Source organism: Brevundimonas albigilva (assembly GCF_023573565.1).
Taxonomy (GTDB): Bacteria; Pseudomonadota; Alphaproteobacteria; order Caulobacterales; family Caulobacteraceae; genus Brevundimonas; species Brevundimonas albigilva.
This window is the reverse complement of sequence record NZ_CP097649.1, coordinates 1,252,558-1,278,613: the sequence shown is the minus strand read 5'-3', so window position 1 is coordinate 1,278,613 and position 26,056 is coordinate 1,252,558. Positions and strand designations below refer to the sequence as shown.

General features: G+C 70.2%; 23 protein-coding genes and 1 tRNA gene. 10 read left to right on the top strand and 14 right to left on the bottom strand.

The genetic code is table 11. The features are described 5' to 3' along the window. Positions 1-12 precede the first annotated feature (12 nt). Positions 13-642: an SPOR domain-containing protein gene (locus M8231_RS06290; RefSeq protein WP_249750738.1), complete on the bottom strand. Its 630-nt coding sequence runs from the start codon at positions 640-642 to the stop codon at positions 13-15. 75 nt (positions 643-717) lie between these two features. Between M8231_RS06290 and panC the strand changes: the two genes are divergently transcribed. Further along, a complete protein-coding gene (panC, locus tag M8231_RS06285; RefSeq protein ID WP_250202462.1) occupies positions 718-1,578 on the top strand; it encodes a pantoate--beta-alanine ligase in 861 nt (286 codons plus the stop codon). 1 nt (position 1,579) lies between these two features. Here the strand turns inward: panC and M8231_RS06280 are convergent, their stop codons facing one another. The 3 genes from M8231_RS06280 to M8231_RS06270 form a co-directional block, all read right to left on the bottom strand. After that, complete coding sequence (locus tag M8231_RS06280) at positions 1,580-2,347, bottom strand: chorismate mutase (protein ID WP_249750740.1); 768 nt, start codon at positions 2,345-2,347, stop codon at positions 1,580-1,582. 273 nt (positions 2,348-2,620) lie between these two features. Further along, on the bottom strand, positions 2,621-3,196 hold the full coding sequence (locus M8231_RS06275; RefSeq protein WP_249750741.1) for a prephenate dehydratase domain-containing protein: 576 nt from the start codon (positions 3,194-3,196) through the stop codon (positions 2,621-2,623). Positions 3,197-3,310: 114 nt separating this feature from the next. Beyond that, positions 3,311-4,684, bottom strand: coding sequence for a class II 3-deoxy-7-phosphoheptulonate synthase (locus tag M8231_RS06270; RefSeq protein WP_249750742.1), 1,374 nt, complete (start codon positions 4,682-4,684; stop codon positions 3,311-3,313). A 128-nt stretch (positions 4,685-4,812) separates the two neighbouring features. Between M8231_RS06270 and M8231_RS06265 the strand changes: the two genes are divergently transcribed. Then, a complete protein-coding gene (locus M8231_RS06265; protein ID WP_250202461.1) occupies positions 4,813-5,325 on the top strand; it encodes a hypothetical protein in 513 nt (170 codons plus the stop codon). A gap of 67 nt (positions 5,326-5,392) precedes the next feature. Here M8231_RS06265 and M8231_RS06260 read toward each other — a convergent pair. The 3 genes from M8231_RS06260 to M8231_RS06250 form a co-directional block, all read right to left on the bottom strand. Beyond that, positions 5,393-5,467: transfer RNA gene (locus M8231_RS06260), tRNA-Val, on the bottom strand. Between the two features lie 57 nt (positions 5,468-5,524). Then, on the bottom strand, positions 5,525-6,814 hold the full coding sequence (locus tag M8231_RS06255) for a dicarboxylate/amino acid:cation symporter (RefSeq protein ID WP_249750744.1): 1,290 nt from the start codon (positions 6,812-6,814) through the stop codon (positions 5,525-5,527). A gap of 136 nt (positions 6,815-6,950) precedes the next feature. Then, on the bottom strand, positions 6,951-7,664 hold the full coding sequence (locus M8231_RS06250; protein ID WP_348521889.1) for an HAD-IA family hydrolase: 714 nt from the start codon (positions 7,662-7,664) through the stop codon (positions 6,951-6,953). 63 nt (positions 7,665-7,727) lie between these two features. Here M8231_RS06250 and glmU point away from each other — a divergent pair, with 63 nt between their 5' ends. Continuing rightward, entirely contained in the window at positions 7,728-9,074 is a 1,347-nt protein-coding gene (gene glmU / locus M8231_RS06245) for a bifunctional UDP-N-acetylglucosamine diphosphorylase/glucosamine-1-phosphate N-acetyltransferase GlmU (protein WP_249750745.1), read from the top strand. Positions 9,075-9,078: 4 nt separating this feature from the next. On the opposite strand, the gene M8231_RS06240 is transcribed toward glmU, so the two are convergent. After that, the gene (locus M8231_RS06240) at positions 9,079-9,780 is read right to left on the bottom strand and encodes an SseB family protein (RefSeq protein WP_250202458.1); all 702 of its coding nucleotides are present in this window, start codon (positions 9,778-9,780) and stop codon (positions 9,079-9,081) included. A gap of 104 nt (positions 9,781-9,884) precedes the next feature. On the opposite strand from M8231_RS06240, the gene rpiA reads away from it, so the two are divergent. Further along, a complete protein-coding gene (gene rpiA, locus M8231_RS06235; protein ID WP_249750747.1) occupies positions 9,885-10,571 on the top strand; it encodes a ribose-5-phosphate isomerase RpiA in 687 nt (228 codons plus the stop codon). A 251-nt stretch (positions 10,572-10,822) separates the two neighbouring features. Further along, positions 10,823-12,208, top strand: coding sequence for a glutathione-disulfide reductase (gor, locus tag M8231_RS06230; protein ID WP_250202457.1), 1,386 nt, complete (start codon positions 10,823-10,825; stop codon positions 12,206-12,208). Between the two features lie 9 nt (positions 12,209-12,217). Here gor and M8231_RS06225 read toward each other — a convergent pair whose 3' ends face one another. Further along, complete coding sequence (locus M8231_RS06225; protein ID WP_249750748.1) at positions 12,218-13,747, bottom strand: carboxylesterase/lipase family protein; 1,530 nt, start codon at positions 13,745-13,747, stop codon at positions 12,218-12,220. 125 nt (positions 13,748-13,872) lie between these two features. Between M8231_RS06225 and M8231_RS06220 the strand changes: the two genes are divergently transcribed. After that, complete coding sequence (locus tag M8231_RS06220; RefSeq protein WP_249750749.1) at positions 13,873-15,372, top strand: HWE histidine kinase domain-containing protein; 1,500 nt, start codon at positions 13,873-13,875, stop codon at positions 15,370-15,372. Further along, complete coding sequence (locus M8231_RS06215; RefSeq protein WP_249750750.1) at positions 15,372-15,749, top strand: response regulator; 378 nt, start codon at positions 15,372-15,374, stop codon at positions 15,747-15,749. The genes M8231_RS06220 and M8231_RS06215 overlap by 1 nt, the downstream gene beginning before the upstream one ends. A 30-nt stretch (positions 15,750-15,779) precedes the next feature. Here M8231_RS06215 and hutI read toward each other — a convergent pair whose 3' ends face one another. From hutI to M8231_RS06200, 3 genes are read right to left on the bottom strand one after another with little or no spacing between them, the layout of a single operon-like run. Then, positions 15,780-16,991, bottom strand: coding sequence for an imidazolonepropionase (hutI, locus tag M8231_RS06210; protein ID WP_249750751.1), 1,212 nt, complete (start codon positions 16,989-16,991; stop codon positions 15,780-15,782). After that, the gene (gene hutC / locus M8231_RS06205) at positions 16,988-17,698 is read right to left on the bottom strand and encodes a histidine utilization transcriptional repressor HutC (RefSeq protein WP_249750752.1); all 711 of its coding nucleotides are present in this window, start codon (positions 17,696-17,698) and stop codon (positions 16,988-16,990) included. The genes hutI and hutC overlap by 4 nt, the downstream gene beginning before the upstream one ends. Beyond that, a complete protein-coding gene (locus M8231_RS06200) occupies positions 17,695-19,053 on the bottom strand; it encodes a formimidoylglutamate deiminase (protein ID WP_250202597.1) in 1,359 nt (452 codons plus the stop codon). Before M8231_RS06200 ends, hutC begins: the two co-directional genes overlap by 4 nt. A gap of 88 nt (positions 19,054-19,141) precedes the next feature. Between M8231_RS06200 and hutG the strand changes: the two genes are divergently transcribed. Genes hutG through hutH form a run of 3 tightly spaced genes read left to right on the top strand, consistent with a single transcriptional unit; the run spans position 19,142 to position 23,147 of the window. Then, entirely contained in the window at positions 19,142-19,963 is an 822-nt protein-coding gene (gene hutG, locus M8231_RS06195) for an N-formylglutamate deformylase (protein ID WP_249750753.1), read from the top strand. After that, positions 19,960-21,621, top strand: a complete 1,662-nt coding sequence (hutU, locus tag M8231_RS06190) for a urocanate hydratase (RefSeq protein ID WP_250202456.1) — start codon at positions 19,960-19,962, stop codon at positions 21,619-21,621. Before hutG ends, hutU begins: the two co-directional genes overlap by 4 nt. Then, positions 21,618-23,147: a histidine ammonia-lyase gene (gene hutH, locus M8231_RS06185; RefSeq protein ID WP_250202455.1), complete on the top strand. Its 1,530-nt coding sequence runs from the start codon at positions 21,618-21,620 to the stop codon at positions 23,145-23,147. Before hutU ends, hutH begins: the two co-directional genes overlap by 4 nt. Here hutH and fni read toward each other — a convergent pair whose 3' ends face one another. Next, complete coding sequence (fni, locus tag M8231_RS06180; protein ID WP_249750754.1) at positions 23,148-24,179, bottom strand: type 2 isopentenyl-diphosphate Delta-isomerase; 1,032 nt, start codon at positions 24,177-24,179, stop codon at positions 23,148-23,150. A gap of 20 nt (positions 24,180-24,199) precedes the next feature. After that, complete coding sequence (locus tag M8231_RS06175; protein ID WP_250202454.1) at positions 24,200-26,038, bottom strand: PPC domain-containing protein; 1,839 nt, start codon at positions 26,036-26,038, stop codon at positions 24,200-24,202. Positions 26,039-26,056: the final 18 nt, after the last annotated feature.

Genomic DNA, 26,056 nt, shown 5'->3' with positions numbered 1-26,056 from the left:
CGCGCCTGTGGATCAGCCGGCGCGTCGGCACCAGGGATCGTCCACCCCGGCGGCCCGGCAGACCTCGGCGGCGGACCGACCGGCGGCGACCTCGACCTTCAGCCGCGTCAGGGTGCGTTCGCCGACCGAGATGGTCTCGAAGCGCGGCTGCAATCCCGCCATCGCCGGATCGCCGCCCAGCCGGGTCCAGGCGCCCCGCGCCGCCGTCTCGCTGGCGTAGGCGCCCAGCTGGATAAGCCGCGCCGGCGCCGTGGCCGGGCGCGGCTCGGCCGGGCTCGCAGCTTCGCTGGGCTCGATGTCCGATCGCTTGAGCAGCGCCGACGGCGCCTCGCGCACGGGTTCGACCGCACGGGCGGCGATCACCCGCAGCCCCGCCTGGGCGTCGCGGGCGTCCCACATGTCGTGCGGATCCATCACCGCCAGCTTCACCGGACTGAACGGGGCCGGCCTCAATCCCGACTCGGCGCCGCTCCGGCGGGCGCCGGCTGCGGGATGCAGCGGCACGTCGATGGCCGCCACATGATCCGCCAGCGCCTCGAACCGCCCCTGCCCCTGATCCTGCGAGCCGCACCCGCCCGCCATGAGCGCCAGGCTCGCTGCGGCGGCGATCAGAACTGGACGGGTCGCTTCTGCGGGCGTCATAACCGCGACCCTAGCCGCCAGCCTTTGAGGGCTGGTTCAGAAACAGCCTTAAACCGGAAGGTTAACCGCTCCCTCATGACAGACGCCTCCCCCCTCTCCGTGGTCCGCGCCGTCGCGGACCTGCGCGCCGTCGTCGGCGACTGGAAGCGACAAGGCCTGAAGGTGGCGCTGGTTCCCACCATGGGCGCGCTGCACGAGGGCCATCTGACCCTGGTGCGCGAGGCGGGGCGTCGCGCCGACCGCGTCGTGGCCTCCAACTTCGTCAATCCGACCCAGTTCGCCGCGCATGAGGACCTGGGCCGCTATCCCCGGCGACAGGAGGAGGACGCCCGCTTGCTGGCCGGCGCCGGATGCGACCTGATGTTCGCGCCGACGGTCGAGGAGATGTATCCCGACAGCTTCGCCACCTCCGTCGTCGTGGCGGGTCCGGCCCTGGAGCTGGAGGGCGCGTTTCGTCCGGCCATGTTCGGGGGCGTGGCCCTGGTCGTGAGCAAGCTGTTCAACCAGGTCCAGCCCGACGTCGCGGTCTTCGGAGAGAAGGACTATCAGCAGCTGATGGTCATCCGGCGCTTCACCCGCGACCTGGACCTGCCCGTCGACATCGTCGGCGCCCCCACCCAGCGCGACGGCTGGGGCCTGGCCCTGTCCTCGCGCAACGCCTACCTGTCCGAGGCCGAGCTGGAGATCGCCCGCCGCCTCAACGGCGTGCTGGCCGAGGCCGGGGTCATGGCCGCGTCCGGCCGTCCTCTCGCGGAGGTCGAGAAGACGGCCCAGGAGGCCCTGCTTGCGGCCGGGTTCGACCGCGTCGACTATGTCGCCGTTCGTCGGGCCGACGATCTGGCGCCCTTCGAAGGCGATGTGGCGGACGCGCCCGGCCGTATCCTGGCCGCCGCCTGGCTGGGCCAGACGCGCCTGATCGACAACATGGCGGTGTGATCTAGCCGATCGCGCCGACGCAGCCCTCGGCCTCGCCGGGCGTCAGCTCGGCGTCGGTCAGGGCGATGGTCCAGCCGTGGTGGGTGTTCAGGCCCCAGCGGCGCGCGCCGCCGCCGTCGCCCGCGTCGCCGCCGGCGGTGACGATCACCCTACGGCCCTTGGGCAGGGCCGGCGGGTCGATCTTGCCCACGGCCAGCGAGGTCGGCGTCTCGCCGCCATAGCCGTCGAACACGCTCAGCATCGACCATTCGCGACGCAGGCCCATCCACCAGGCGTCCTCGGTGTTCACCGCCAGGACGGCGATCCCGTGGCCCTCCGCGGCGAAGGCCAGGGCCTTTTGCGGATCGCGCACCATCTTGATGTCGGCGGCCGCGCCGAAGCGCAGCCGGGCGCCGTCATAGGCGCGGGTGGGCTCGATCGGCGCCCAGACCTGGACCTGCAGGCGGCCCTGCCGCGCCAGGCCCCAGCCGACGATCTCGCGCCACAGGTGCTCGACCGCCTCGGCGTTCTCGGGCTGGGCCTTCGACAGCATCCGCGAAAGCACGGTCTGCTCACGGTCGGGGCGCAGCTTGGTGTGCGGACCGGTCGGCGCGTCCTTGGCGCGGCCCACGGTGGCGGCGACCGCCAGGCGTTGTTCGAACAAGGCCAGGATCTGGTCGTCGATGCTGTCGATCTCGGCGCGCAGGGCGGCCAGGGCGGTCTGTTCGGGGGTCATTTCGGCGTCCTCAGGCCAGACCTGGCGGACGGCGGCGGAAACGGATTGGGTCACGGGACTAGTCTTTCGGCGGAATGGAATTTCGATATGCGGGCAGGCCGCCGCTCGGGTCAGGAGCGGTCGCCGGCGAGGCTGTCAGGAGCGTGAAAAGCCCGACGCCTCAGCCGGCGTATCGAAAGCCGTAAAAGCCGAAATAATAGCCGGCGGCCGCGCGCGAACGGGCGAAGGAGACAGCAAGGGCGCGCGAGCGGGACATGGGTCCAGGTCCGGTTGAGCGGATCGACGGCGATCCGAGGCGGCCTTAAGACACGCAAAGACCGTGCGCCGTCAACCCGCTTCGGCGCTCAACAGGACGAAACGCGTTCGGTTATCGCTGGAATCCTGCAAATCGTTGCGCAGAATCGACAGGCCATAGACCTCGGCGGCGTTGCGGGGGGCGATGGCGGCCTGGGTCGGATCGCCCGCCTCGGCGACGTCGCGGGCGGCGCCGGCGGTGTCGAAATGCTCGACCACGTTCAGCTTCATGCCCTTCAGCGTCTGCTCGCACTGGGCCAGGGCGATCGGATGGCTCAGCACCCGACGCAGGTCGTGGACGCGCGCGCCTTCCAGACCCATCAGGGCGTGCCGGATCGGCCGCCACGCCTCGGCGACCACCCGCAGGCCGGATTCGCGCACCAGGGTCGCCGCCGGCTCGACCGCCCCGATCGAGGAGTTCTCGACCGGGATCAGGGCGCAGTCGCAATCGCCCGAGATCAGCGCGTCGATCGCGCCCTGGAAGGTCTCGAACGCCACCGCCTCGTCCCACGGGCGCAGGGCCGTGCAGGCCTCGTGGCTGAACGCGCCCGGCGCGCCCTGATAGGCCACGCGGCCGGGCTTCTCATGTTGATTGGCAGGCGTTTCCATGTCCGTCACCCTCGGCTTTCGCCGCGAGCCCATCCTTCAGCGTGGCGGACAGAAGAGGCGGCCTCCGTGGCCGCCTCATGGCCGCATTTTCGCGCATCTGGGGCGCGGCTCCGATCAGGCCGCCTTCGACCGGCTGACGCGCCCGGACTTCAACCGCTCGGCCACCAGGAAGGCCAGCTCCAGCGCCTGGTCGGCGTTAAGGCGCGGGTCGCAGTGGGTGTGATAGCGGTTGGACAGGTCGTCCTCGGTCACCGCCTGGGCGCCGCCGATGCATTCGGTCACGTTTTGGCCGGTCATCTCCAGGTGGACGCCGCCGGGATGCACCCCTTCCGCCTCGGCCACGTCGATGAAGGTCCGCACCTCGCCCAGGATGCGGTCGAACGGCCGGGTCTTGTAGCCGTTGCCCGCCTTCAGCGTGTTGCCGTGCATCGGGTCGATCGACCAGATCACCTTGCGGCCGGACGCCTTCACCTCGCGCATCAGCTTGGGCAGGCGCTCGCCGACCTTGTCGTGGCCGAAACGGCCGATCAGGGTCAGCCGACCCGAGACGTTGTCCGGGTTCAGCGCGTCGATCAGCGGCAGCAGGTCGTCGGCCGTCATCGTCGGCCCGCACTTCACGCCGATGGGGTTCTTGATCCCCTTCATGAACTCGACGTGGGCGCCGTCCAGCTGGCGCGTGCGCTCGCCGATCCACAGCATATGGGCCGAGGTGTCGAACCATTCGCCCGAGCCGCCGTCCAGCCGCGTCAGCGCGCTCTCCACGTTCAGCAGCAGGGCCTCGTGGCTGGTGAAGACCTCGACCCGGCTCAGGTCGGGATGGGTCTCGGGCGTGACGCCGACCGCCTCCATGAAGGCCAGGGCCTCGGTGATCTTGTCGGCCAGTTCGCGATATTGCGCGCCCGCCTCGTTGTCGCCGGCGAAGCCCAGCGTCCAGCGGTGGATGTTGTATAGGTCCGCATAGCCGCCGCCGGCGAAGGCCCGCAGCAGGTTCAGCGTCGAGGCCGACTGGTTGTAGGCCCGCAGCAGCCGCTGGGGATCGGGCGCGCGCTCCTCGGGCGTGAACGCCATGCCGTTGATGATGTCGCCGCGATAGCTGGGCAGTTCGACGCCGTCGATCTCCTCGACCGGGGCCGAGCGCGGCTTGGCGAACTGGCCGGCGATGCGGCCCACCTTCACCACCGGCTTCCTGCCCGCGAAGGTCAGCACCACCGCCATCTGCAGGATCAGGCGGAAGGTGTCGCGGATGTTGTCGGTCGAGAACTCCTTGAAACTCTCGGCGCAGTCGCCGCCCTGCAGCAGGAAGGCCTCGCCCCGCTCCACCTGCGCCAGTTTCGACGTCAGGCGCCGCGCCTCGCCGGCGAAGACCAGCGGCGGCAGCGCGCGCAGCTCGTCCTCCACGGCCTGAAGGGCGCGGGGATCGGGATAGTCCGCCGGCATGTGCAGGGCGGTCTTGGTTCTCCAGCTTTCGGGGGTCCAGCGTTGGGTCATGATGGCGCCAGGATACGGCCTAGAGCGGGCCGGAACAACAGATTGTGCACAGGATGTGCGCCGCGCCGGCCGGAACCGCTCAGCAGGGAAACGGTTAAGCTTCTCGATCCTGTCTTCGGAGCATCGAAATGCGCGCACGCCCCCTTTCCGTCGTCCTCGTCGCCGCCTTGGCCGCCTCGGGCTGCGCGCAGATGTCGTTCGATCGCGGCGCGGACCGTTTCCAGGGCGGCGTGGGCCAGGCGGCTTCGGCGCCGCTCCAGGATCTGAACATCCAGCAGACCGAAATCCCCGCGGTCCTGGTCGAGGCGCGCGGCGCCCCCTATGGCCGCGCGGACCTGCGTCGCTGCGCGGACATCTCGGCCCAGGTCGCCCGTCTGGACGAGGCGCTCGGTCCCGATCTGGATCAGCCGCAGCAAGGCCCCGGCCGCGATGAACAGGCGGCCGACCTGGCGCTGGACGCCGTGCGCGATACCGCCTCCGACCTGATTCCCTTCCGCAGCTGGGTCCGGCGCCTGTCGGGCGCGGCCCAGCACAGTCGCGAGGTTCAGGATTCGATCAAGGCCGGCCTTGTCCGGCGCGCCTTTCTGAAGGGGCTGGGCCAGCAGCGCGGCTGCCGTCCGCCCGCCGCCCCGTCGGCCTGATGCAGGACGCGCGCCGCTCCCCGCGCCTGCGCGGGGCGACGAACCGAACGGACCGGGATGGAAAAAATGGTGGATGCGACAGGGATTGAACCTGTGACCCCCTCGGTGTGAACGAGGTGCTCTCCCGCTGAGCTACGCATCCATGCCTTGCGGAGGCGGCGACATAGCCCGGTCGCCCCCGCGGCGCAAGCGCCGGATTTCAGATTCCCGCCGCCCGCACCGCCTCGGGCGTCTCCGTCTCCGGGTCGCCGGGCAGGAAGGCGACGCGGCCGTCATAGACCGCCTCGTTCAGGATGCGCTCCTCCTTGGCGACCAGCACGGGGACCAGCATCTGGCCGGTGACGTTGGTGGCCGTGCGCATCATGTCGATGATCCGGTCGATGGCGACGATATAGCCGATGCCCTCCAGCGGCAGGCCGGCGGTCGATAGGGTCAGGGTCAGCATGACGATGCTGGTCCCCGGCACCCCCGCCGTGCCCAGCGATCCCAGCACGGCCGTCAGGCCGATCAGCACATATTGGGTCAGCGTCAGGTCGATCTGGAAATACTGGGCGATGAAGATCGAGGCGATGGCCGGATAGATGGCGCCGCAGCCGTCCATCTTCACATTGGCCCCCAGCGGCACCGCGAAGGCCGCATAGGCCTGGGGCACGCCCAGCCGTTCGACCGTCTGGCGCAGGGTGATCGGCAGCGTCCCCAGCGAGGACGAGGTGGCGAACGCCGTCTGCTGCGCCGCGAACGCGCCCCTGAAGAAGCTGACCGCCTTCAGCCCGTGCAGCTTCAACAGGCCCGAATAGACCACCAGGATGTGGAACAGGCAGGCCGCGTAGATGGCCAGGATGAACTTGCCCAGCGGCAGCAGCGCCTCCCAGCCATAGCCGCCGACCACCGCCCCGATCAGGCCGAACACCCCGAACGGCGTCAGCTGGATCACCCAGCGGGTGATGCGGAAGACCACGGCCGCCCCCTCGTCCACCAGCCGCCGCACGCCCTGCGCCGCGTCGCCCAGCGCCACAAGCGCCATCCCCACCAGCGCCGAGAAGAAGATGATCTGCAGCACCCTGCCCTCGCTCAACGCCGCGAACGGGTTGGTCGGCACGACCCCGATCAGCACGTCCAGCGGCGTCGGGATCTCGCGCGCCTTCACCTCGCCCAGCGGCAGGTTCGACAGGCCGACGCCCGGATTGATCAGATGCCCGAAGGCGATCCCCACCAGCACCGCCAGCAGCGAGGTGATCGCGAACCAGACCAGGGTCCTGACCCCCAGCCGCACCGCGCCCACCCCCTCGCCCAGCCTGGCGATGGAACTGGCGATGGTGAACAGCACCAGCGGCGCCACCACCATGCGGATCAGGTTCAGATAGACGTCGCCGATCGGCTGCAGCCAGGTCTCGGCCCGTTCGCGCAGGATCAGGCCGGCGACCACGCCCAGCACGAAGCCGGCGGCGGTGCGCTGCCACAGGGGAATCTTGAAGAAGCGGGCGATCACGAACTCATCCTCGACGTCGGCCCGTCCATCTGGCCATCGCAAGGCGGCTCCGTAACCGGACGGGCCGCCGATCGGGCGCCAGGATTTCTATCGTCAGCCTTTAGCGCAGCGACAAGCCGCGCGGGCCCCTCGGCCCTCAGCCCCTCAGCGCCCTGGAGACGTAGAAGTCCGCCAGCAGACCGTCGATCGCCTCCTCCACATCCTCGAAGGCGTCGATCAGCACGTCGCCGCCCAGGTCCTCGACCGGCACGGGGGTGTAGCCGAAGGTCGTCAGGATGCAGGCCATCCCGGCGTCGCGGGCCGCCTGGGCGTCGGGCGCGGCGTCTCCCACCATGATCGCGCGGGCGGGGTCGCCGCCCGCGGTCCGGACCGCCTCGACCAGATGCGCGCCCGAGGGCTTGCGGGCGCTGACCCGGTCCGGCCCGACGACGGCCGCGAAATGATGCCTTAGCCTCAGCTTCTCCAGCAGCAGTTCGGACAGGTCCGAGCGCTTGTTCGTGGCCACCGCCAGCACGGCGCCGCGCGCCTTCAGCCGCTCCAGCGTGTCCACGACGCCCTCGAACGCCCGGCTGCCGTCGGCGATATGGCCGGCGTAGTCGACCAGGAACCGCTCGAACAGGGCCTCCGAGCGCGCCCGCTCCACGTCGGCCCCCGCCGCCTCGAAACCGTGCACCAGCAGCGCCCGCGCCCCCGATCCGATCAGGGTCGAGGCCGCCTCCATCTCCACCGGGGGCAGCCCCTCTTCGACCAGCAGCCGGTTCAGCGTGCCGATCAGGTCGGGCGCGGAATCGACCAGCGTCCCGTCCAGGTCGAACAGGACGGTCCATCCCTCCAGATCGCGATCGGTCATCCGCATCTCCCTTTGGCGCGCATGATGGGCTAAGGCCGGGACGACTAGCCGCCGGGACGATTCATGACCAGAGCACGCGCCGCCATCATCCTCGCCGCAGGCCAGGGCACGCGGATGAAGTCGCCGCTGCCCAAGGTGCTTCACCCCGTCGGCCAGCGCGCCATGCTGGACCACGCCATCGACGCGGCCCAGGGCCTGGGGTGCGAGCGCATCGTCGTCGTGGTCGGAAACCACTCGCCCCAGGTCCGCGCCCATGTGGAGACGCGTCTCGGCGCCGGCGCCGTCGCGGTCCAGGACCCGCCTTTGGGCACCGGCCACGCCGTGCGCGCCGCCGAACAGGCCCTGGCCGGCTTCGACGGCGACGTGGTCGTCACCTACGGCGACGTGCCCCTGCTGAAGGCCGCCGACATCGAACCGGTCTTCGGCGGCGCCGGCGTCACCGTCATCGGCTTCCAGGCCCGCGATCCCGGCGCCTACGGCCGCCTGGTCATCGAGGGCGAGACGCTGGTCGCCATCACCGAGGCCAAGGAGGCCTCGCCCGAGGTCCTGGCCCTGACCGCCTGCAACTCGGGCGTCATGGCCGCGCCGGCCGACCTGCTGTTCCCCCTGCTGGCGCAGGTCACCAACGACAACGCCAAGGGCGAATACTATCTGACCGACGTGGTCGAACTGGCGCGCAAGGCCGGTCACCCGACCCGCGCCGTCTTCGCCGACGAGGACGCGGTGATGGGCGTCAACGCCCAGGCCGAACTGGCCCAGGCCGAGGCCCTGTTCCAGAAGGTCCAGCGCGAGACCTTCCTGGCCGCCGGCGTGACCATGAGCGCGCCCGACACCGTCCACTTCGCCTGGGACACCCAGGTCGGCGGCGGAACCGTGATCGAGCCCTTCGTCGTCTTCGGCCCCGGCGCGGTGATCGAGGGCGGGGCGCGCATCCGCAGCTTCAGCCACATCGAGGGCGCGCGCGTCGCCTCGGGCGCCGAGGTCGGCCCCTACGCCCGGCTGCGCCCCGGCGCGGACCTGGCCGAGGGCGTCAAGGTCGGCAACTTCGTCGAGGTGAAGAACGTCACGATGGACAAGGGCGCCAAGGCCAACCACCTGGCCTATCTGGGCGACGGCGCGGTCGGCGCGGGCGCCAACATCGGCGCCGGGACCATCTTCTGCAACTACGACGGCTTCAACAAGGCCCGCACCCACGTCGGCGCCGGCGCCTTCGTCGGTTCGAACTCCAGCCTGGTCGCCCCCGTCACCCTGGGCGACGGCGCCCTGATCGCCTCCGGCTCCGTCATCACCGAGGACGTGCCCGCCGACGCCCTGGCCTTCGGTCGCGCCCGCCAGACGGTCAAGCCCGGCGCGGCGGCCGTCTTCCGGGACAAGGCGGCGGCGCGAAAGCGCGCGGCGAAGGGCGTCTAAAGGGTCAGATCAGCCTCAGGCCCTCGCCGTCGGCTCCCTGTCCCGAGGACATGACCAGGTCCAGCGCCTCGCCCCCGAAACCCAAGCCCTCGATCGCGCTGCGGACACGATCGCGCACGGTCTTCAGGCTCGCGTCGCCCCGAACCTCCAGACGCCACCCCAGTTCACCCGAGCGCAGGTCCTTCGACCGCGCCAGCCAGGCCGCATGGACGCCCTCTACCGTCAGGGACGATCTCAGCCGGGCGACAAGCACCGTCGGTTCGGGATCGGGCGTCGTCAGTTCCAGGTCGGCGCTGTCGGTCAGGGGCGACGCTTCGCCCGCGCCGTCCAGGATGGCGGCGATGTCCCGACGGGTCAGAACCAGGCCCTCTTCGCGTCCGGGATTCAGAACGATCACGCCATCACGAAAGGCTTCGAGGAAATGCTGGCCCCGCATGGCCATCGAGGCGGCGGTTCCCAGAACGGGCTGCGCGAACGCGGCCTGGGAAAAGCCGGCCGCGGCCTCGACGCCGTCCGACAGCACGATCCCCATTAGTTTCAAGGGACGATCCCGGCCCAGCACGACGCCCGGCGGCGGCGTTCCTTCGCTCGGCGCCACGTAGATTTCCGCGGAAAGGATGGCCAGTTCGGCCGCGGCCTGCTTGGCGGGATCGGCCCGGGCCTCGGCGATCGCCTTTTCCAGAGCGTCGGGGGTCTGTCGGGTCATGAGGCGGCTCCTGCAACTGAACCGCCGCGAATAGCACGATCCGATACGGGGCCAACCGCGCTCTGGCCCTTTCCGTTCCGGCCCGACTTGCCTATGGAGCGGCCATGAACACGGAAATCCAGAAGCGCAGGGCCGGCGAGGCCGCCGCCCAGCACGTCGAGGTGGGCATGGTCGTGGGCCTGGGCACCGGCTCCACCGCCGCCTGGTTCGTCAAGGCGCTGGCGGCGCGGGGCCTGCACGACCTGCGCTGCGTCCCCACCTCGGAAAAGACCGCCGACCTGGCGCGCGACCTGGGCCTGACCCTGTCGACGCTGGAGGACACGCCCCGCATCGACCTGACCGTCGACGGCGCCGACGAGGTCGGACCCGGCCTTGCGCTGATCAAGGGCGGCGGCGCGGCCCTGTTGCGCGAGAAGCTGGTGTGGGAAGCCTCGGCCCGCTGCATCGTCATCGCCGACCACGCCAAGGTCGTGCCGGTGCTGGGCGCCTTTCCCCTGCCGATCGAGGTCGTCGCCTTCGGCCACAAGACCACCGGCAACCGCATCGCCGACGTCCTGGCCGACCACGACATCGCCGCCCCCGCCCGTGTGCGCCAGGCCGATCGCGGCCTGGTCCGCACCGACGGCGGCAACCTGATCTACGACGCCGCCTGCAAGGCCATCCACGACCCGGCGCGCCTGGCCGACGACCTGAAGCTGATCACCGGCGTGGTCGAGCACGGCCTGTTCCTGGACCTGGCCGACCTGGCGATCATCGGGACCGACGACGGGGTCGAGACGATCAACCCCTGAGCACTCATGGCTCCGCTCATCCCGGCGAAAGCCGGGACCCAGTGCTGTGGGCGCTCCGTCGCACGCCGTCAGGCGCACCCGCCTTGCCCCTCCCCGATCCGGCGCCTAAGTCCGATCCGCTGGGCGGGCGGCCGTCCGGATTTCACACCATTCACACTATTCACACCCTGTTTTTCGGCGCCTGCGCCGGGATTTCACACTATTCAGACGGTTCAGACTCTCTTTTCCGCGTCTGAACCCCGGAGGCCCGGATGTCCGACTACGATTACGACCTCTTCGTCATCGGCGCGGGCTCCGGCGGGGTCCGCGCCGCGCGGCTGACGGCCCTGGGCGGCAAGAAGGTCGCCGTCGCCGAGGAGTTCCGCGTCGGCGGCACCTGCGTCATCCGGGGCTGCGTGCCCAAGAAGTTCATGGTCATGGCCTCCGAGGTCAGCCACGCGCTCGAGATCGCCGAAGGCTACGGCTGGTCGTTCGACAACGCCAAGTTCGACTGGCCGACCTTCCTGGAGGCCAAGGACGTCGAGATCGCCCGCCTGTCGGGCATCTACGCCGCAAATCTGGGCAAGGCCGGGGTCGAGCTGGTCCACGGCCGCGCGGTGCTGAAGGACGCCCACACCGTCGAGATCGTCGGCAAGAACCGCACCATCACCGCCGAGAAGATCCTCATCGCCACCGGCGGCCGTCCGTGGAAGCCGGAAGACCTTCCCGGCATCGAACACGCCATCACCTCGGAAGAGGCCTTCCACCTGCCCGAACTGCCCAGGCGCATCCTGATCGCCGGCGGCGGCTATATCGCGGTGGAGTTCGCGGGAATCTTCGCCGGCCTGGGCGTCGAGACCACCCTGATCTATCGCGGCCCCAACATCCTGCGCGGCTTTGACGACGACGTGCGCGCCCACCTGGCCGGCGAGATTGAGAAGCGCGGCGTCAAGGTCGTCCTGGGCTGCCAGCACAAGTCGATCGAGAAGACCGCCGCCGGCCTGGTCAACCACCTGGAAAACGGCATGACGCTGGAAACCGACGTGGTCATGTTCGCCACCGGCCGTATCCCCTACGTCAAGGACCTGGGCCTGGAGGCGGCCGGCGTCGAACTGAACGACGAGGGCGCGATCAAGGTCGATCCCTATTCGAAGACCACCGCCGACAACATCTGGGCCATCGGCGACGTCACCGACCGGATGAACCTGACCCCCGTCGCCATCCGCGAGGCCGTCGCCTTCCACCAGACCGTCTATCGCGACAGCCCCCAGCATTTCGACTACGAGGCCGTCGCCACCGCCGTCTTTAGCCAGCCGCCCGTCGGCGTGGTGGGCCTGACCGAGGCCGAGGCGCGCCGGTCCTGCTCCAAGGGCGTGGATGTCTATGTGACCCGCTTCCGGCCGATGAAATACGCCTTCACCGGCTCCGACGAACGGGTGCTGATGAAGCTGGTGGTCGACGCCGACAGCCAGCGCGTGGTGGGCGTCCACATCGTCGGGCCGGACAGTCCGGAGATGATCCAGTTGGCCGCGATCGCCGTGAAGGCGGGCCTGACCAAGGCCCAGTGGGACGCCACCTGCGCGGTTCACCCGACCATGGCCGAGGAGCTGGTGACCCTGAAGGAGAAGCAGACGCCGGCGAACATGGCCGCCGGCTAACCCCGCGCCTCAGCGACGCGGCCGCTCGCGGAACCGCTCCAGCACGTCCAGCCGCCTCGAAAAGGGCTGGGGCTCCACGAACGGTCCCGTGTCGCCGAAGGTGACGATGCGCGAGTCGCCCTCGGGCGTCGCCTGGGGCCACTCGGGCCGGCCCGCGCCATTGGGGTCGCCGGTGCGGGCGAAGGCGGTCCAGTAGCCCATCATCGCCTCCGAGGCCCGCCGGTCGCGATCCTCGACCGGATAGGGAAGGATGCCCAGGTTGCCGAACACATAGGGCCGCTCGACCGCGTGGCTGGCCCCGCCGTGGGCCTGGCGGTTCTCCGCCGACGTCACGTCGAAGCGGTAGAGATAGGTCGGATGGCCCGCCCTGGCGTGCAGGCGCGCCAGCTTGCGGGCGGGCTCGGTGAACACCAGGTCCGTCACGACCTGAGCGTCGAAGGCTGCGACCCCGCCATAGGCGTCCGCCGCCTCGGCCCGCTCCAGCCAGGTCATGTCGTCGTCGATCAGCCCATAGCCCGACCGGTCCGTGGGCCTGATCCACCAGAACTCGGCGCTGTTCGTGCCGATGACATAAGGAACCGGCGCCTGTCGCCCGGCCGCGAAGGCGGCTTCGACCGTCTCGGTCACGACCTCGCCGTCGATCAGGTTCAGGTCGCCGTTCGCGAACGACGGCGCCGGTCCCAGGAAGGTCTCCGCCGGCGCGGCCCGCAGCGCCTCGGCCGAGGTCAGGCCCGCCGCATCGGCCCAAGCCTGGCCTCGCTGACGCGCCGAGGGGGCGCCGGCGGGTCCCGGCCGATCCAGCGGAATCTGAAGCTCGCGCCCCAGCCCCGACTGCACCACGGCCCGCTGGAACAGCCCGCGCGCCTGAGGCGAGATCATCATCCGGTTCACCAGCAGCCCGCCCGCCGACTCGCCGAAGATCGTCACATTGCCGGGGTCGCCGCCGAACGCGGCGATGTTGGCCTTGACCCACCGCAGGGCCGCGATGACGTCCATGACGCCGTAGTTGCCGGCCGCCTCGCCCGCCGGCCTCTCCGCCGCCAGGGCGGGGTGATCGAAGAAGCCCAGACGCCCCAGCCGATAGTTCAGCGTCACGACCACCACGCCCCGCCGGGCCAGGTCATCGCCCTCGTACAGCGCCGCCGTACCGGATCCGTTGATCAGCGCCCCTCCGTGGATCCAAACCATGACCGGTGCGCGCGCGCCGGCGGCCTGGGTCGTCCAGACATTGAGGTTCAGGCAATCCTGGCTCATCGGCGGCGGGCCGACGCCGGGGTCGCCGTTCGCCGGGGGCTGGATGCAGATCGCCCCATAGGCGGCGGCGTCGCGACGACCTTCCCAGGCGGCCGGCGGCTGCGGCGGACGCCAGCGCAATGCGCCGACGGGCGGCGCGGCGTAGGGAATGTTGCGATACGAGGTCACGGCCTCGTCGGTCCGGCCGAGCAGAACCCCCTGCTCGACCCGCGTCTCCACCTGTGCTGTCGGGTCGACCTGCGCCGTCATCAGGGCCAGCGTGGCGAATGCGGCTGCGATTGTCATGTCCCGTGATTAGCAAATTCTTCCGACGCGCCAACGATGCTGCGACGATTTTCAAAGATCTGGCGAACCAATCCGCGTCCGCTGCGTTTGGGGGGTTGCTGGTGGGGCGCGCATTGAACGACTTGATGGAAAAGACACGAACCGCCGTCGACCTGGCCGCGGCGTTCGAGGTGTCGCCCAATCCCTACATTCTGCTTACGCCCGATCTGGTGATCGTCGGTGCGAACCAGGCGTATCTGGACGTCACGTCCTCTCGTCGGCAGGACATCGTCGGACAGCCCCTGTTCCAGGCCTTCGATTCCGGCGACGGGCAGGAAGCGCCCGAGAACGTGCGGCGGGTTAAGGCGTCGCTGGAAAAGGCGCGTGACACGCGTCAGCGCGACCACCTCGCCATGGTCCGCTTCTCGATCGCGCGCACCGGCGCGGACGGCGCGCGCACCTTCGAGGACCGGATCTGGAGCGCCACCCACACCCCGATCCTGGATGACGACGGTCGGGTCAGCTTCCTGCTGCAACACACCACCGACGTCACCGACCTGAACCGGGGCTTCATCCCCGACCCTTCGGCGCCGATCAGCGCCCTGGACGCCATCGTCGGCGGCGGGCTGCTGCGCCGCGCGGAAGTCGTTCAGGAGGACAATCTTCGCCTGGAGCACGAGCGGAACCGCCTGGTCGAGATGTTCATGCAGGCCCCCGGCTTCGTGACCATCCTGTCCGGGCCGCAGCATGTCTTCCAGATGCACAACGCCGCCTATCAACAGCTGATCGGCCAGCGCGACGTGTCGGGGTTGCCCGTTCGCGAAGCGCTGCCCGAACTGGCGGGCCAAGGCTATTATGAGTTTCTGGACGACGTCTTCGCCACCGGCGAACCCTACGAGGGCCAGGAAAGCCTGGTTCAACTGCAGCGCCGCCCGGGCGGGCCGCTGGAAGACGTCTATGTGAACTTCATCTATCAGCCGATCCGCGACGAAAAGGGGGCCGTGGCCGGCATCTTCGTCCAGGGGCACGACGTCACCGAGAACGTCCTGGCCGCCCAGCGGCAGAAGCTGATGATCGACGAACTGAACCACCGGGTGAAGAACACCCTGGCCACCGTCCAGTCGATCGCCATCCAGACGGCCCGGTCGCACGCCGATCCCGCGACCTTCGCCGAAACCTTCCAGTCCCGGCTGATGGCCCTGTCGCACACCCACAACCTGCTGACCCGCAGCCATTGGGAAGGCGCGGAGCTGAGCGCCATTTTGGCCCACGAGACCGAGGCCTTCGGCCCGACCCGCATCAGCCTGAACGGGCCGCCTGTCGACCTGGAGCCCGCCCTTGCGCTGTCGCTTGGAATGATCTTCCACGAATTGGCGACCAACGCCGCCAAGTACGGCGCCCTGTCGACGCCCGAGGGCCGGGTGCTGATCGACTGGGCGCTGGCCGACCAGCGGGCCCCCAAGTTGACGCTGACCTGGCGCGAGGTCGGCGGCCCCCCTGTCTCAACGCCGAGCAGAAAAGGCTTCGGCAGCCGCCTGATTGAACGAAACATTCGCCACGATCTGGCCGGCGAGATCGATCTGCTTTACGCCGCCGATGGATTGGTCGCGGAACTGACGGTTCCGCTGGAAAGGAAATACGCGTGATGACCCAGCCCCTGACCGGACGTCGCGTTCTGATCGTCGAGGACGAATCCCTCGTGGCCATGCTTCTTGAAACCATCCTCGAGGACATGGGCTGCACGCCCGTGGGTCCCGCCGCCAACATCGACGAAGGCGCCGCGATCGTGCGGGACGAGGCCGATCTGGACGCAGCGCTGCTGGACGTGAATGTCGCCGGCCGCCAGGTGTTTCCGGTGGCCGAGGCGCTGAAGGCGCGCGGCGTGCCGTTCGTCTTCTCCACCGGCTATGGCGAGGGCGGCCTGCCCGACGAATGGCGCGGCAATCCCACCATCCAGAAGCCTTTCACCGAAACCGCCGTGCGCGACGCCCTGATGAAGGCGATGGGCGTGGCCCAGGCCTGAGGCGGGACGGCCGACCCGCTGACTATTTCCCTAGCTGGCCGGCGCGCCTGCGATCCAGCGACGATGCAGCATCGGCTTGCCCAGCCAGTAGGCCAGCTCGGCCGGCCGGGCCACGTCCCAGGCGGCCAGGTCGGCCGCCATGCCTGGCGCGATGACGCCGACATCCTTCAGCCCCAAGGCCCGGGCCGCGTTCCGGGTCGCGCCCGCCAAGGCCTCTTCCGGCGTCAGGCGGAACTGCACGCAGGCCAGGTTCATCGCCGCCGTCATGGAGGCGAGGGGCGAGGTTCCGGGATTGCAGTCGGTCGCCACCGCCATCCGCACCCCATGACGCCGGAGCAGATCCACCGGCGGCGTCTGGGTCTCGCGCAGCATCAGATAGGCGCCGGGCAGCAGGACGGCGACCACGCCCGCCTCGGCCATCGCCTTCACCCCCGCCTCGGTCGTGTGCTCGATGTGATCGGCGGACAGAGCCTGGTAGCGGGCGGCCAGCGCCGCTCCCCCGCCGTCCGATAACTGATCGGCGTGCAGCTTGACCGGCAGGCCCAGGGCGCGCGCCTTGTCGAACAGGCGCGCGACCTCCTCCCCCGAAAAGGCGATGGGTTCGCAATAGGCGTCCACCATGTCGACCAGCCCCTCCGCATGGGCGGCCGGCAGGATGCCATCCACAGCCTTGTCCACATAGGCGGCGCGGTCCGCCCGATGCTCGGGCGGGACGGCGTGCAGGCCCAGGTAGGCGGTTCGCACCCTCACCCCGCCCTCGCGCCCGATGCGGCGGGCGACGCGCAGCATCTTCAGTTCGCTGTCGCGATCCAGGCCATAGCCGGACTTGATCTCCACCGTGGTGACGCCGGTGTCCTTCAGCCCTTCCAGCCGCCGCATGGCGGAGGCGAACAGCTGGTCCTCCGAGGCCGCTCGCGTGGCCTTGACGGAAGAGACGATGCCGCCGCCGGCGCGGGCGATCTCCTCGTAGCTCGCGCCCTGTAGCCGCTGCTCGAACTCGCCGGACCGATCCCCGCCGAAGACCAGGTGGGTGTGGCAGTCGATCAGACCGGGGGTGACCCACCGGCCGTCCAGCCGCTCCACCTCGTCCGCCGCGACCGTCGGCATGTCCGCGCGCGGCCCGGCCCAGGCGATCCGCCCGTCCGCCACGACCACCGCCGCGTCCTCGACGGCCCCATAGGGCGCGCCGCCTTCAATCATCGTCGCGACGTGGCAATCGATCAGCAGACGGTCGGCCTTCATCGGCGGTCTCCTCGAGACGAGAAACGGGCGATCAGATCGTAGCGGTCTCCGGGAAAGGTCTGCCACACCCGGGTCACCCCCTGTCCGTCGCGCCAGGTGCGTCGCTCGACCCGCAGGCAGGCCGCGCCGGTTTTCAGCCCAAGCAGGCGGGCCTCCGCGCTCTCGGCCTCCACCGCGGCGATGCGGTTCTCGGCCTCGGTCCAAGGCGCCTGGTCCAGCAGCCAGGACCCCGGCGGCGTCACGCCGAAATCGACCCTGTCGGCCTCCGGCGCCGCGGACAGAGCGATCAACCGCCGTTCCAGGGCCAGCGGCGCGCCGTCGGCGCTGTGCAGGCAGGCCAGATCCAGCAGACGTCCGTCGCGGGCCAGATCGCTCTCCTCCTCCGTGGCCGCGTCGCGCTCGCGTCGCTCCAGCAGGCGATAGCCATAGGCCTGACCGCGCTCGACCACCTCGGCCCTGAGATCGGGGATCGCCAGCACCGCCGCATGGGCCTTGGGCTGGGCGACGAACGTGCCCGCACGACGCCGCCGCGTCACCAGCCCCCGGCCCGCCAGCTCGGAAATGGCCTTGTTCACCGTCATGCGGGAACAGCCGTAAGCGGCCGTCAGTTCGTGCTCGAAGGGGATGCGCTGGCCCGGCGCCCAGTCGCCCGACAGGATGCGCCGCTCCAGGTCGGCGTAGATGCGCCGGTGCAGCGGCCCGCTCATCCCAGCACCGTCGCCAGCGCCCGGCGATAGCGGGCCTCGACCCTCTCGCGCGCGACGTGGCGGCCGTCCTTCACCACCTGCCTGCCCGCGCGCCACACCGACGCGACCGAACCGGACGGCGCGCCGAAGATCCAGCTGTCCAGCAAAGCGTCGCCCCTCCGGCTCGAGAAGACCGATCGGCCGGCGTCCAGCGTCACGATGTCCGCGGTCGCGCCGACGCTCAACCCCGCCTCGGCCCCGCAGGCCTGAGCCCCCGCCGCCAGAGCGTGCTCGAACAGGGCGCGGCCGGTCGAGCGCGTCGGCCCGGCCATCACCGCGCGCCCGCGCAGGCCAAGCCGCTGGCTGTATTCCAGCATCCGCAGTTCCTCGGCCACGCCGATCTGCACATTGGAATCCGTGCCCACGCCGAACAGCCCCCCCGCCCGGGAATAGGCCGCGGCGGGAAAGATCCCGTCGCCCAGATTGGCCTCGGTGACGGGACACAGGCCGGTCACGGCCCGACGGTCGATGACGCCGCGCCATTCGGCCTCGGTCACGTGGGTGGCGTGGATCAGGCACCAGCGGGCATCCACCGGCGCATTGGCCAGCAGCCATTCGACTGGCCGCGCGCCCGACCACGCCAGGCAATCCTCGACCTCCCTGGTCTGTTCCGCGACATGAATGTGGATGGGCCCGTCGCCCGCCAGCGCCGGCAGGGCGGCCAGTTCGTCCGGCGTCACGGCCCGCAGGCTGTGCGGCGCCACGCCCACCCCGGCCCCCTCCATGCCCGCCGTCAGGTCGCGGCACCGATCGACCAGGGTCGAAAAGCCGTCCAGGTCGTTGATGAACCGCCTCTGGCCGTGGCTGGGCGCCTGCCCGCCGAACCCGGCGTGGGCGTAGAAGACCGGCAGCAGGGTCAGGGCGATCCCCGTTTCGCCGGCCGCCGCCACGATGCGCCCGGCGATTTCGGCCCGATCCGCATAGAGGCCGCCCGCCGGGTCGTTGTGCAGATAGTGGAACTCCGCCACGCGGGTGAAACCGCCCTCCAGCATCTCCATGAAGGCCAGGGCGGTGATGGCCTCGATCTCGTCCGGCCCGCCCCGGTCGAGGAATCGGTACATCAGCTCGCGCCAGGTCCAGAAGTCGTCATCTGTCGGCCCGCGCGCCTCGGTCAGGCCCGCCATGGCCCGCTGGAAAGCGTGACTGTGCACATTGGCCATGCCCGGCAGGGCCACCGCCCCGCCCGCCTGGCCGCTTCGCGCCGCCCCGGTCTCGACCCCCGCGATCCGGCCGTCCGACAGCGCGATCCGCACCCCATCGGCCCAGCCGTCCGGCAGCAGCGCCGTCTCGAACCACAGGGTGCGATCCACGGTCATGGCGTTCGGCGTCACTGGACAGTCCCGCTCGGTTGCGATCAATATGTCTAGACATACCACGATGCAGCGATTTGGCGAGGGAGGCGGCATGACCCCCGATTGGCTGACGATACGCGAGGGGACGGCGCCGCTGGTGATCGGCCTGCCGCACACCGGCACGGACGTCCCGCCCGCCATCGAGGCGCGCCTGACCTCGCCCTGGCTGGCCAGGAAGGACGCCGACTGGTGGGTGCACCGGCTCTACGACTTCGCCGTCGACATGGGCGCGACCCTGGTGCGGACCGGGATCTCCCGCAGCGTCATCGACGTGAACCGCGACCCGTTGGGCGTGTCTCTCTATCCGGGCATGACGACGACCGGCCTGTGTCCGACCGAGACCTTCGACGGCGAACCGCTGTATCGCGACGGCCAGGCGCCCGGCGACGCCGAGATCGCCGAGCGTCGCGCGACCTGGTTCGATCCCTATCACGTCGCCCTGCAGGCGCAGGTCGACCGCCTGCGCGGCCAGGGGCCGGTCGTCCTCTACGACGCCCATTCGATCCGCTCGGTCGTGCCGCGCCTGTTCGACGGGGAGTTGCCTCAGTTCAACATCGGCGACAATGGCGGGACGACCTGCGCGCCGGAACTGACGCAGGCGGTCGAGGCCGCCTGCGCGGTCAGCGGGCAGAGCGTGATCGTCAACGGCCGCTTCAAGGGCGGCTGGACAACCCGCCATTACGGCCGACCCGAGGCGGGCGTTCACGCCATCCAGATGGAGCTGTCGGATCGCGGCTACATGATCGACCCGGCCGCGCCGGTGACGCCCGACAACTGGCCCAGCCCCTACGACCCTCAATACGCCGAACCGATGCGGGGCCACCTGCGCCGGGTCCTGACCGCTTGTCTCGATTTCGCGGAAAGCCGCCGATGAACACGCCGAACGCCCGAACCGTCCGCAGCCCGCGCGGGCCGGAGAAGACCGCCAAGACCTGGGCCGCGGAAGCCGCGATGCGGATGCTGATGAACAACCTTGACCCCGAGGTGGCCGAGCGGCCGCAGGACCTGGTCGTCTATGGGGGAATTGGCAAGGCGGCGCGCGACTGGGCCGCCTTCGACCGCATCGTCGAGACGCTGAAGGGCCTGGGCGAGGACGAGACCCTGCTGGTCCAGTCGGGCAAGCCGGTCGGCGTCTTCCGCACCCATGCCGATGCGCCCCGCGTGCTGATCGCCAACTCCAACCTGGTGCCCAAGTGGGCGACGTGGGAGCATTTCAACGAACTGGATAGGAAGGGCCTGGCCATGTACGGCCAGATGACCGCCGGCTCGTGGATCTACATCGGCACGCAGGGGATCGTTCAGGGCACCTACGAGACCTTCATGGAGGCGGGCCGCCAGCATCACGGCGGGGACTGGTCGGGCAAGTGGATCCTGACGGCGGGCCTGGGCGGCATGGGCGGCGCCCAGCCCCTGGCCGCGACCATGGCGGGCGCGTCGTGCATCGCCATCGAATGCCAGCGCAGCCGCATCGAATTCCGCCTTCGCACCCGCTATCTGGACGTCATGGCCGAGACGCTGGACGAGGCGCTGGCCCTGCTGCACCAGTCGCTGAAGGCGGGCAAACCGACCTCCATCGGCCTGTTGGGCAACGCTGCGGACCTGCTGCCGGAGATGGTGCGCCGCGGCGTCCGCCCCGACCTGGTCACCGACCAGACCAGCGCGCACGACCCGGTCAACGGCTACCTGCCGTCGGGCTGGACCGTTGCGGAGTGGGAGGACGCACGCGCCTCCGATCCCGCCGCCGTCGAGGCCGCCGCGCGCGCGTCGATGGCGGTTCACGTCCAGGCCATGCTGGACTTCCACGCCCGGGGCGTGCCGACCACCGACTACGGCAACAACATCCGCCAGGTCGCCTTCGATCAGGGCGTAGAGGACGCCTTCGACTTCCCCGGCTTCGTCCCCGCCTATATCCGCCCGCTGTTCTGCCGCGGGATCGGCCCTTTCCGCTGGGCCGCCCTGACCGGCGATCCTGAGGACATCTCAAAGACCGACGCGGCGATGAAGCGGCTGTTTCCCGACAACGCCGGCCTGCACCGTTGGCTGGATATGGCGGGCGAACGCATCGCTTTTCAGGGACTTCCGGCGCGTATCTGTTGGATCGGATTGGGCGACCGGCACCGCGCGGGCCTGATGTTCAACGACATGGTGGCGTCCGGCGAACTGTCCGGCCCCATCGTCATCGGCCGCGATCACCTGGACTCGGGCTCGGTCGCCAGCCCGAACCGCGAGACCGAGGCGATGGCGGACGGCTCCGACGCCGTGTCCGACTGGCCGCTGCTGAACGCCCTCCTGAACACGGCCTCGGGCGCGTCCTGGGTGTCGCTGCACCACGGCGGCGGGGTCGGCATGGGCTATAGCCAGCACTCCGGCGTGGTCATCGTCGCCGACGGCACGCCTGAGGCCGCCGCCCGCCTGGAGCGCGTCCTCTGGAACGACCCCGCCACCGGCGTCATGCGTCACGCCGACGCCGGCTACGACATCGCCAAGGCCGCCGCCCGCGACCATCACCTCAATCTGCCGAGCCTGAAATGATCCGCATCGCCATCGGCCAGACGCCGCTTACCCTGGCTCAGCTTCGCACCGTGCTGGACGGCCCGGTGACGGTCGAGATCGCGCCCGACGCCTGGGCCGACGTCGACAAGGGCGCCGCGACCGTCGCCGCCATCGTCGCCGAGGGCCGCACCGTCTATGGCGTCAACACCGGCTTTGGCCTGCTGGCCAACACCAGCATCGCGCCGGAAGATCTTGAAACCCTTCAGAAGAACCTGGTGCTCAGCCACGCCTGCGGCGTCGGCGCCCTGCTGCCCGACGCCGTGACGCGCCTCTTGATGGTGCTGAAGATCGCCAGCCTGTCCAAGGGCGCGTCCGGCGTCCGCCGCGAGACGCTGGAGACGCTGATCGCGCTGGTGAACGCCGATGTGTTGCCCTGCATTCCGTCCAAGGGATCCGTGGGCGCCTCGGGCGACCTGGCGCCGCTGGCCCATATGTCCAGCGTCCTGATCGGCGTCGGAGAGGCGCGCGCGCAGGGGCGGATTCTCGACGCCGAGGCGGCGCTGGCTCGCGTCGGCCGCAAGCCCCTGACCTTGGGGCCCAAGGAAGGCCTAGCGCTGCTGAACGGCACTCAATGTTCGACGGCGCTGGCGCTGGCCGGGCTGTTCGCGGCCGAAGACGTGTTCGCCGCCGCCATCGCCGCCGGCGCGTTGTCGGTGGATGCGCTGAAGGGCTCCGACGCGCCGTTCGATCCCCGCATCCACGCCTTGCGCGGCCAGCCCGGACAGATCGCCGTCGCCGCGCGCCTGCGCGACCTGATGAGCGGCTCGGCCATCCGCGACAGTCACCGCGACGACTGCGCCAAGGTCCAGGACCCCTACTCCCTGCGCTGCCAGCCCCAGGTGATGGGCGCGGTGCTGGACGTGCTGAGCAGCGCCGCCGCCATGCTGGCGCGCGAAGCCAACGCCGTGACCGACAATCCGCTGGTGTTCATCGACGACGGCGAAGTCATCTCCGGCGGCAACTTCCACGCCGAACCCGTTGCTTTCGCGGCCGATCAGATCGCCATGGCCCTGTGCGAGATCGGCAACATCTCCGAACGCCGCACCGCGATCCTGGTCGATCCGAAGATGAGCGAGCTGCCGGCCTTCCTGGTCAGGGAAAGCGGCCTGAACTCGGGCTTCATGATCGCCCAGGTGACGGCGGCCGCCCTGGTGGCGGAAAACCGCATGGTTTCCCATCCGTGCAGCGTCGACACCGTGCCGACCAGCGCCAACCAGGAAGACCACGTCTCCATGGCCACCCACGGCGCGCGACGCCTTCTGGACATGGCCGAGAACGCGGCCGCCGTGGTGGGCATCGAACTGCTGGCCGCGGCCCAGGGCATCGAGTTTCATCGCCCGATGCAGACCTCGCCGCAGTTGGAGGCGGTCTTCGCCATCGTGCGTCAGGCCGCGGCGCCGTACGCCTCTGACCACTATTTCGCGCCCGACATCGCCCGCGCGACCGACGGCGTGCGCCAGGGCGCCTATCGCCGGTTCGCCGAGGGGCTGCTGCCCTCGTCCTAGTCAGTCGAAGGGCTGAAGCGGCGCGCGTCTGAGCGCGGCGAGGTTGGCGGAGTTGGTGCAGAAGCAGACGGTCCGCAGTTGGCGGACCACGATCTGGAAGTGGTCGATCACCGCCTCGGTGGAAATCGTCGCGGCCTGAAGCACGCCCGCGGCCTGTCCCGCCAGGTCGGCGCCCAGGCGGATCGCCCGGGCGGCGTCCAGCCCGTGACGCACGCCGCCCGACCCGACCACGACGGCCTCGGGACAGGCGCGGCGGACGTCGACGAGGGCGTGGGCGGTCCTGATGCCCCAGTCGGCGAAGACGGCGGCGTGGGCCTTGTCGCCGGGATCGACCGCGCGCTCGCCTTCGATCAGGCCCCAGTTCGAGCCGCCGGCTCCGGCCACATCCACCGCCGCGACGCCCATGTCGACCAGACGCCGCGCCGTGCGTCCCGACAGCCCCGCGCCCGTCTCCTTGACGACGATCGGGGCGCCGAGCCGCGGGATCAGGGCCTCCAATGCGGCCCCGACGCCCCACCAGTCGCGGTCGCCCTCTGGCTGACAGGCCTCCTGCAGGGGATTGAGATGGACGACCAGGGCGTCGGCGCCGATCATCTCGACAGCCCGACGGGCTTCGTCCAGACCGAAGCCGCGGGTCAGCTGCGCCGCGCCGATGTTGGCCAGCAGGGGGATATCGGGCGCCCGGTCGCGCAAGGTCTGGTCCAGGCCGCTCGCGGCGTCGTTTTCGATGGCCGCGCGCTGCGAGCCGACCGCCAGGGCCAGGCCCAGATGCTGGGCCGCCTCGGCCAGGCGACGGTTGATGGCCTCGGCTCGCGCCGGACCGCCCGTCATCGCCGAGATCAGCAGCGGCGCCTTCAGGCGCCGTCCCAGGAAGTCGGCGCCCAGATCGATCTTGTCGTGATCCAGGTCCGGCAACGCCTCGTGCACGAAGCGAACCGCGTCAAAGCCGGCGTCACGCGCGTGACGGCCGCGACCGTCCAGCACCACGTCCAGGTGCTGGTCCTTTCGGCTGATCGGCGAAGCCTCGGTCATCCTGGGCGGTTAGGCCGGGATCATGGCTCCCGTGCGGCGGGCTGGCGCTCGACCGTCAGGGCGTAGGCGCCGGTCTGGTTGGGGCCGTAGGCGCGCGCGTGCACCACGTACCAGCCGTCTTCCGGCGCGGTCCAGTCCAACCGCGCGTGGGTGTCAGACAGGCCGTCGTCGTCGGTGGCCAGGCTTTCGAACGCGTCGCCGTCCTCGCCCAGGTCGATGAAGGCGTCGAAGGCGTTCGAGACCAGGGTCAGACGCAGTTTTTCGTCCTTCTTGGCCTGGAAGCGATAGGCGTCGAAATAGACGCCGTCGTCGTCGATCGCATCGGTTTCGCCCAGCGTTCCCCGCACCGTCGTCCCGACCAGCAAACTGCCCGGCTTCGGCGCCGGCCCCAGGTCGACGAGCTCCAGCGAATAGAGCCCGCGACCATCGGCCGCCAGCGGTTGGGCGCGGATCACATAGTCCCCGGCCTCCGGCAGCGAGAAGGTCAGGCGGGAATCCGTCCCCTCGCCCAGGCCGTCGTCATCCTGGGCCAGGGCGGCGAACTCATCGCCCGCCTTGCCGATCTCCAGCAGGGCGTCGAAGTCCCCGGAGCGCAGGATGGCCTGAACGCGCTGTCCTTCCTGGCCGCTGACGACATAGGCGTCGTAGCGCCTGCCGCCGTCGCCCTGGGGGTCGTCGTCGGCGATCTCGCCTTCAAGCGTCTGGCCCAAGCCCATGGCGGTCGGAGCGGGCGGCGGCGGCACCTCCATCAGCTTGAGGTCGTAATCGCCCTCCGCCTCTTCGCTGAAGCCGCGCGCCTCGATCAGATAATCGCCATCGGCGTCCAGCGTGTGCGCCAGGCGCGAGTCGGTGCCCTGCCCCAGCCCGTCGTCGTCCTCGACCAGGATGCTGTTGTCCGACAGCCGGCGCAGCGCCAGGTAGGTGTCGAAGTCGCCCGACGACATCTCCACCGCGATGCGCTGACCGGCGGACCCGCTGAAACGATAGAGATCGGCGCGCTGGCCATCGTCGGTCCGGCCGCTGTCGTCGCCCAACGCGCCCTCGATCTCATCCCCGATGGCCACCGGCTTGGACGGCGGGGGCGGCGGCGCGGCCTCCAGGCCGACGACATAGGCGCCTTCGCCCTCGCTCAGGGAGGTCGCGTAGATGACGTAGTCGCCGGCGCTGGGGGCGACGAACACCAGACGCGAGTTCAGGCCTCCGCCCGGCGCATCGTCGTTCTGCGCCAACTCCTCGAAGTCCGGGCCGTTCATGCGCCCGACGCGCAGCACCGGGTCGAAGGCGTCGGACTCCAGCGTCGCCACCAGCCGCTCCCCGGCGGAGGCGCGAAAGACGAAGGCGTCGTACCGCCCGCCGTCCTCCAGTTCCGGGTCGCGGTCGCCCAGGCTTCCGTTCAGGGTCTGGCCCAGCCGGATGGCGGTCGGGCGCGGCGCGCGCGGCGGGCGCGGACGTTCCCGCAGCGACAGGCTGTAGTCGCCGCCGTCGAGGCCCGACAGCGTGCGCGCCCGCAGGATGAAGGTCCCGTCGGCCTCGGGGGTGAACCGCAGCCGGGCGTCCGTGCCTTCGCCCAGTCCGTCGTCGTCCTGCGCCAGGGGTTCGTCCTCGCCATCGGCGCGAACCTCCAGATAGGCGTCGAAATCGGCGGCGCGCAGCATGGCCTCCAGCCGCTGTCCGGCGCGCGCCTGGAACCGATAGTCCTCGAACCGATAGGCGTCTTCAGGAGCGGAGGCGTCGTCGGCGGTCAGGGCGCCGTCGATGCTGGCGCCGATTCGCAACGGACGGGCGTCCTGCGCCAGCACCGGCCCGGCGGTCCACAGCAGGGCCAGGGCGCTGCAGGCGGCGATCGACGAACGCGTCATTGAGGTCTCCCATTATGG

Excerpts from the sequence above, each read along its gene's own strand:
- hutH (WP_250202455.1), top strand. The coding sequence starts at position 21,618 with ATGATCCGCATCGCCATCGGCCAGACGCCGCTTACCCTGGCTCAGCTT.
- hutU (WP_250202456.1), top strand. The coding sequence starts at position 19,960 with ATGAACACGCCGAACGCCCGAACCGTCCGCAGCCCGCGCGGGCCGGAG.
- hutI (WP_249750751.1), bottom strand. The coding sequence starts at position 16,991 with ATGAAGGCCGACCGTCTGCTGATCGATTGCCACGTCGCGACGATGATT.
- rpiA (WP_249750747.1), top strand. The coding sequence starts at position 9,885 with ATGAACACGGAAATCCAGAAGCGCAGGGCCGGCGAGGCCGCCGCCCAG.
- M8231_RS06265 (WP_250202461.1), top strand. The coding sequence starts at position 4,813 with ATGCGCGCACGCCCCCTTTCCGTCGTCCTCGTCGCCGCCTTGGCCGCC.
- M8231_RS06275 (WP_249750741.1), bottom strand. The coding sequence starts at position 3,196 with ATGGAAACGCCTGCCAATCAACATGAGAAGCCCGGCCGCGTGGCCTAT.
- glmU (WP_249750745.1), top strand. The coding sequence starts at position 7,728 with ATGACCAGAGCACGCGCCGCCATCATCCTCGCCGCAGGCCAGGGCACG.
- M8231_RS06250 (WP_348521889.1), bottom strand. The coding sequence starts at position 7,664 with ATGACCGATCGCGATCTGGAGGGATGGACCGTCCTGTTCGACCTGGAC.
- M8231_RS06175 (WP_250202454.1), bottom strand. The coding sequence starts at position 26,038 with ATGACGCGTTCGTCGATCGCCGCCTGCAGCGCCCTGGCCCTGCTGTGG.
- gor (WP_250202457.1), top strand. The coding sequence starts at position 10,823 with ATGTCCGACTACGATTACGACCTCTTCGTCATCGGCGCGGGCTCCGGC.
- hutG (WP_249750753.1), top strand. The coding sequence starts at position 19,142 with ATGACCCCCGATTGGCTGACGATACGCGAGGGGACGGCGCCGCTGGTG.
- M8231_RS06200 (WP_250202597.1), bottom strand. The coding sequence starts at position 19,053 with ATGACCGTGGATCGCACCCTGTGGTTCGAGACGGCGCTGCTGCCGGAC.
- M8231_RS06215 (WP_249750750.1), top strand. The coding sequence starts at position 15,372 with ATGACCCAGCCCCTGACCGGACGTCGCGTTCTGATCGTCGAGGACGAA.
- M8231_RS06270 (WP_249750742.1), bottom strand. The coding sequence starts at position 4,684 with ATGACCCAACGCTGGACCCCCGAAAGCTGGAGAACCAAGACCGCCCTG.
- hutC (WP_249750752.1), bottom strand. The coding sequence starts at position 17,698 with ATGAGCGGGCCGCTGCACCGGCGCATCTACGCCGACCTGGAGCGGCGC.
- M8231_RS06225 (WP_249750748.1), bottom strand. The coding sequence starts at position 13,747 with ATGACAATCGCAGCCGCATTCGCCACGCTGGCCCTGATGACGGCGCAG.
- M8231_RS06240 (WP_250202458.1), bottom strand. The coding sequence starts at position 9,780 with ATGACCCGACAGACCCCCGACGCTCTGGAAAAGGCGATCGCCGAGGCC.
- M8231_RS06220 (WP_249750749.1), top strand. The coding sequence starts at position 13,873 with ATGGAAAAGACACGAACCGCCGTCGACCTGGCCGCGGCGTTCGAGGTG.
- fni (WP_249750754.1), bottom strand. The coding sequence starts at position 24,179 with ATGACCGAGGCTTCGCCGATCAGCCGAAAGGACCAGCACCTGGACGTG.
- M8231_RS06290 (WP_249750738.1), bottom strand. The coding sequence starts at position 642 with ATGACGCCCGCAGAAGCGACCCGTCCAGTTCTGATCGCCGCCGCAGCG.
- panC (WP_250202462.1), top strand. The coding sequence starts at position 718 with ATGACAGACGCCTCCCCCCTCTCCGTGGTCCGCGCCGTCGCGGACCTG.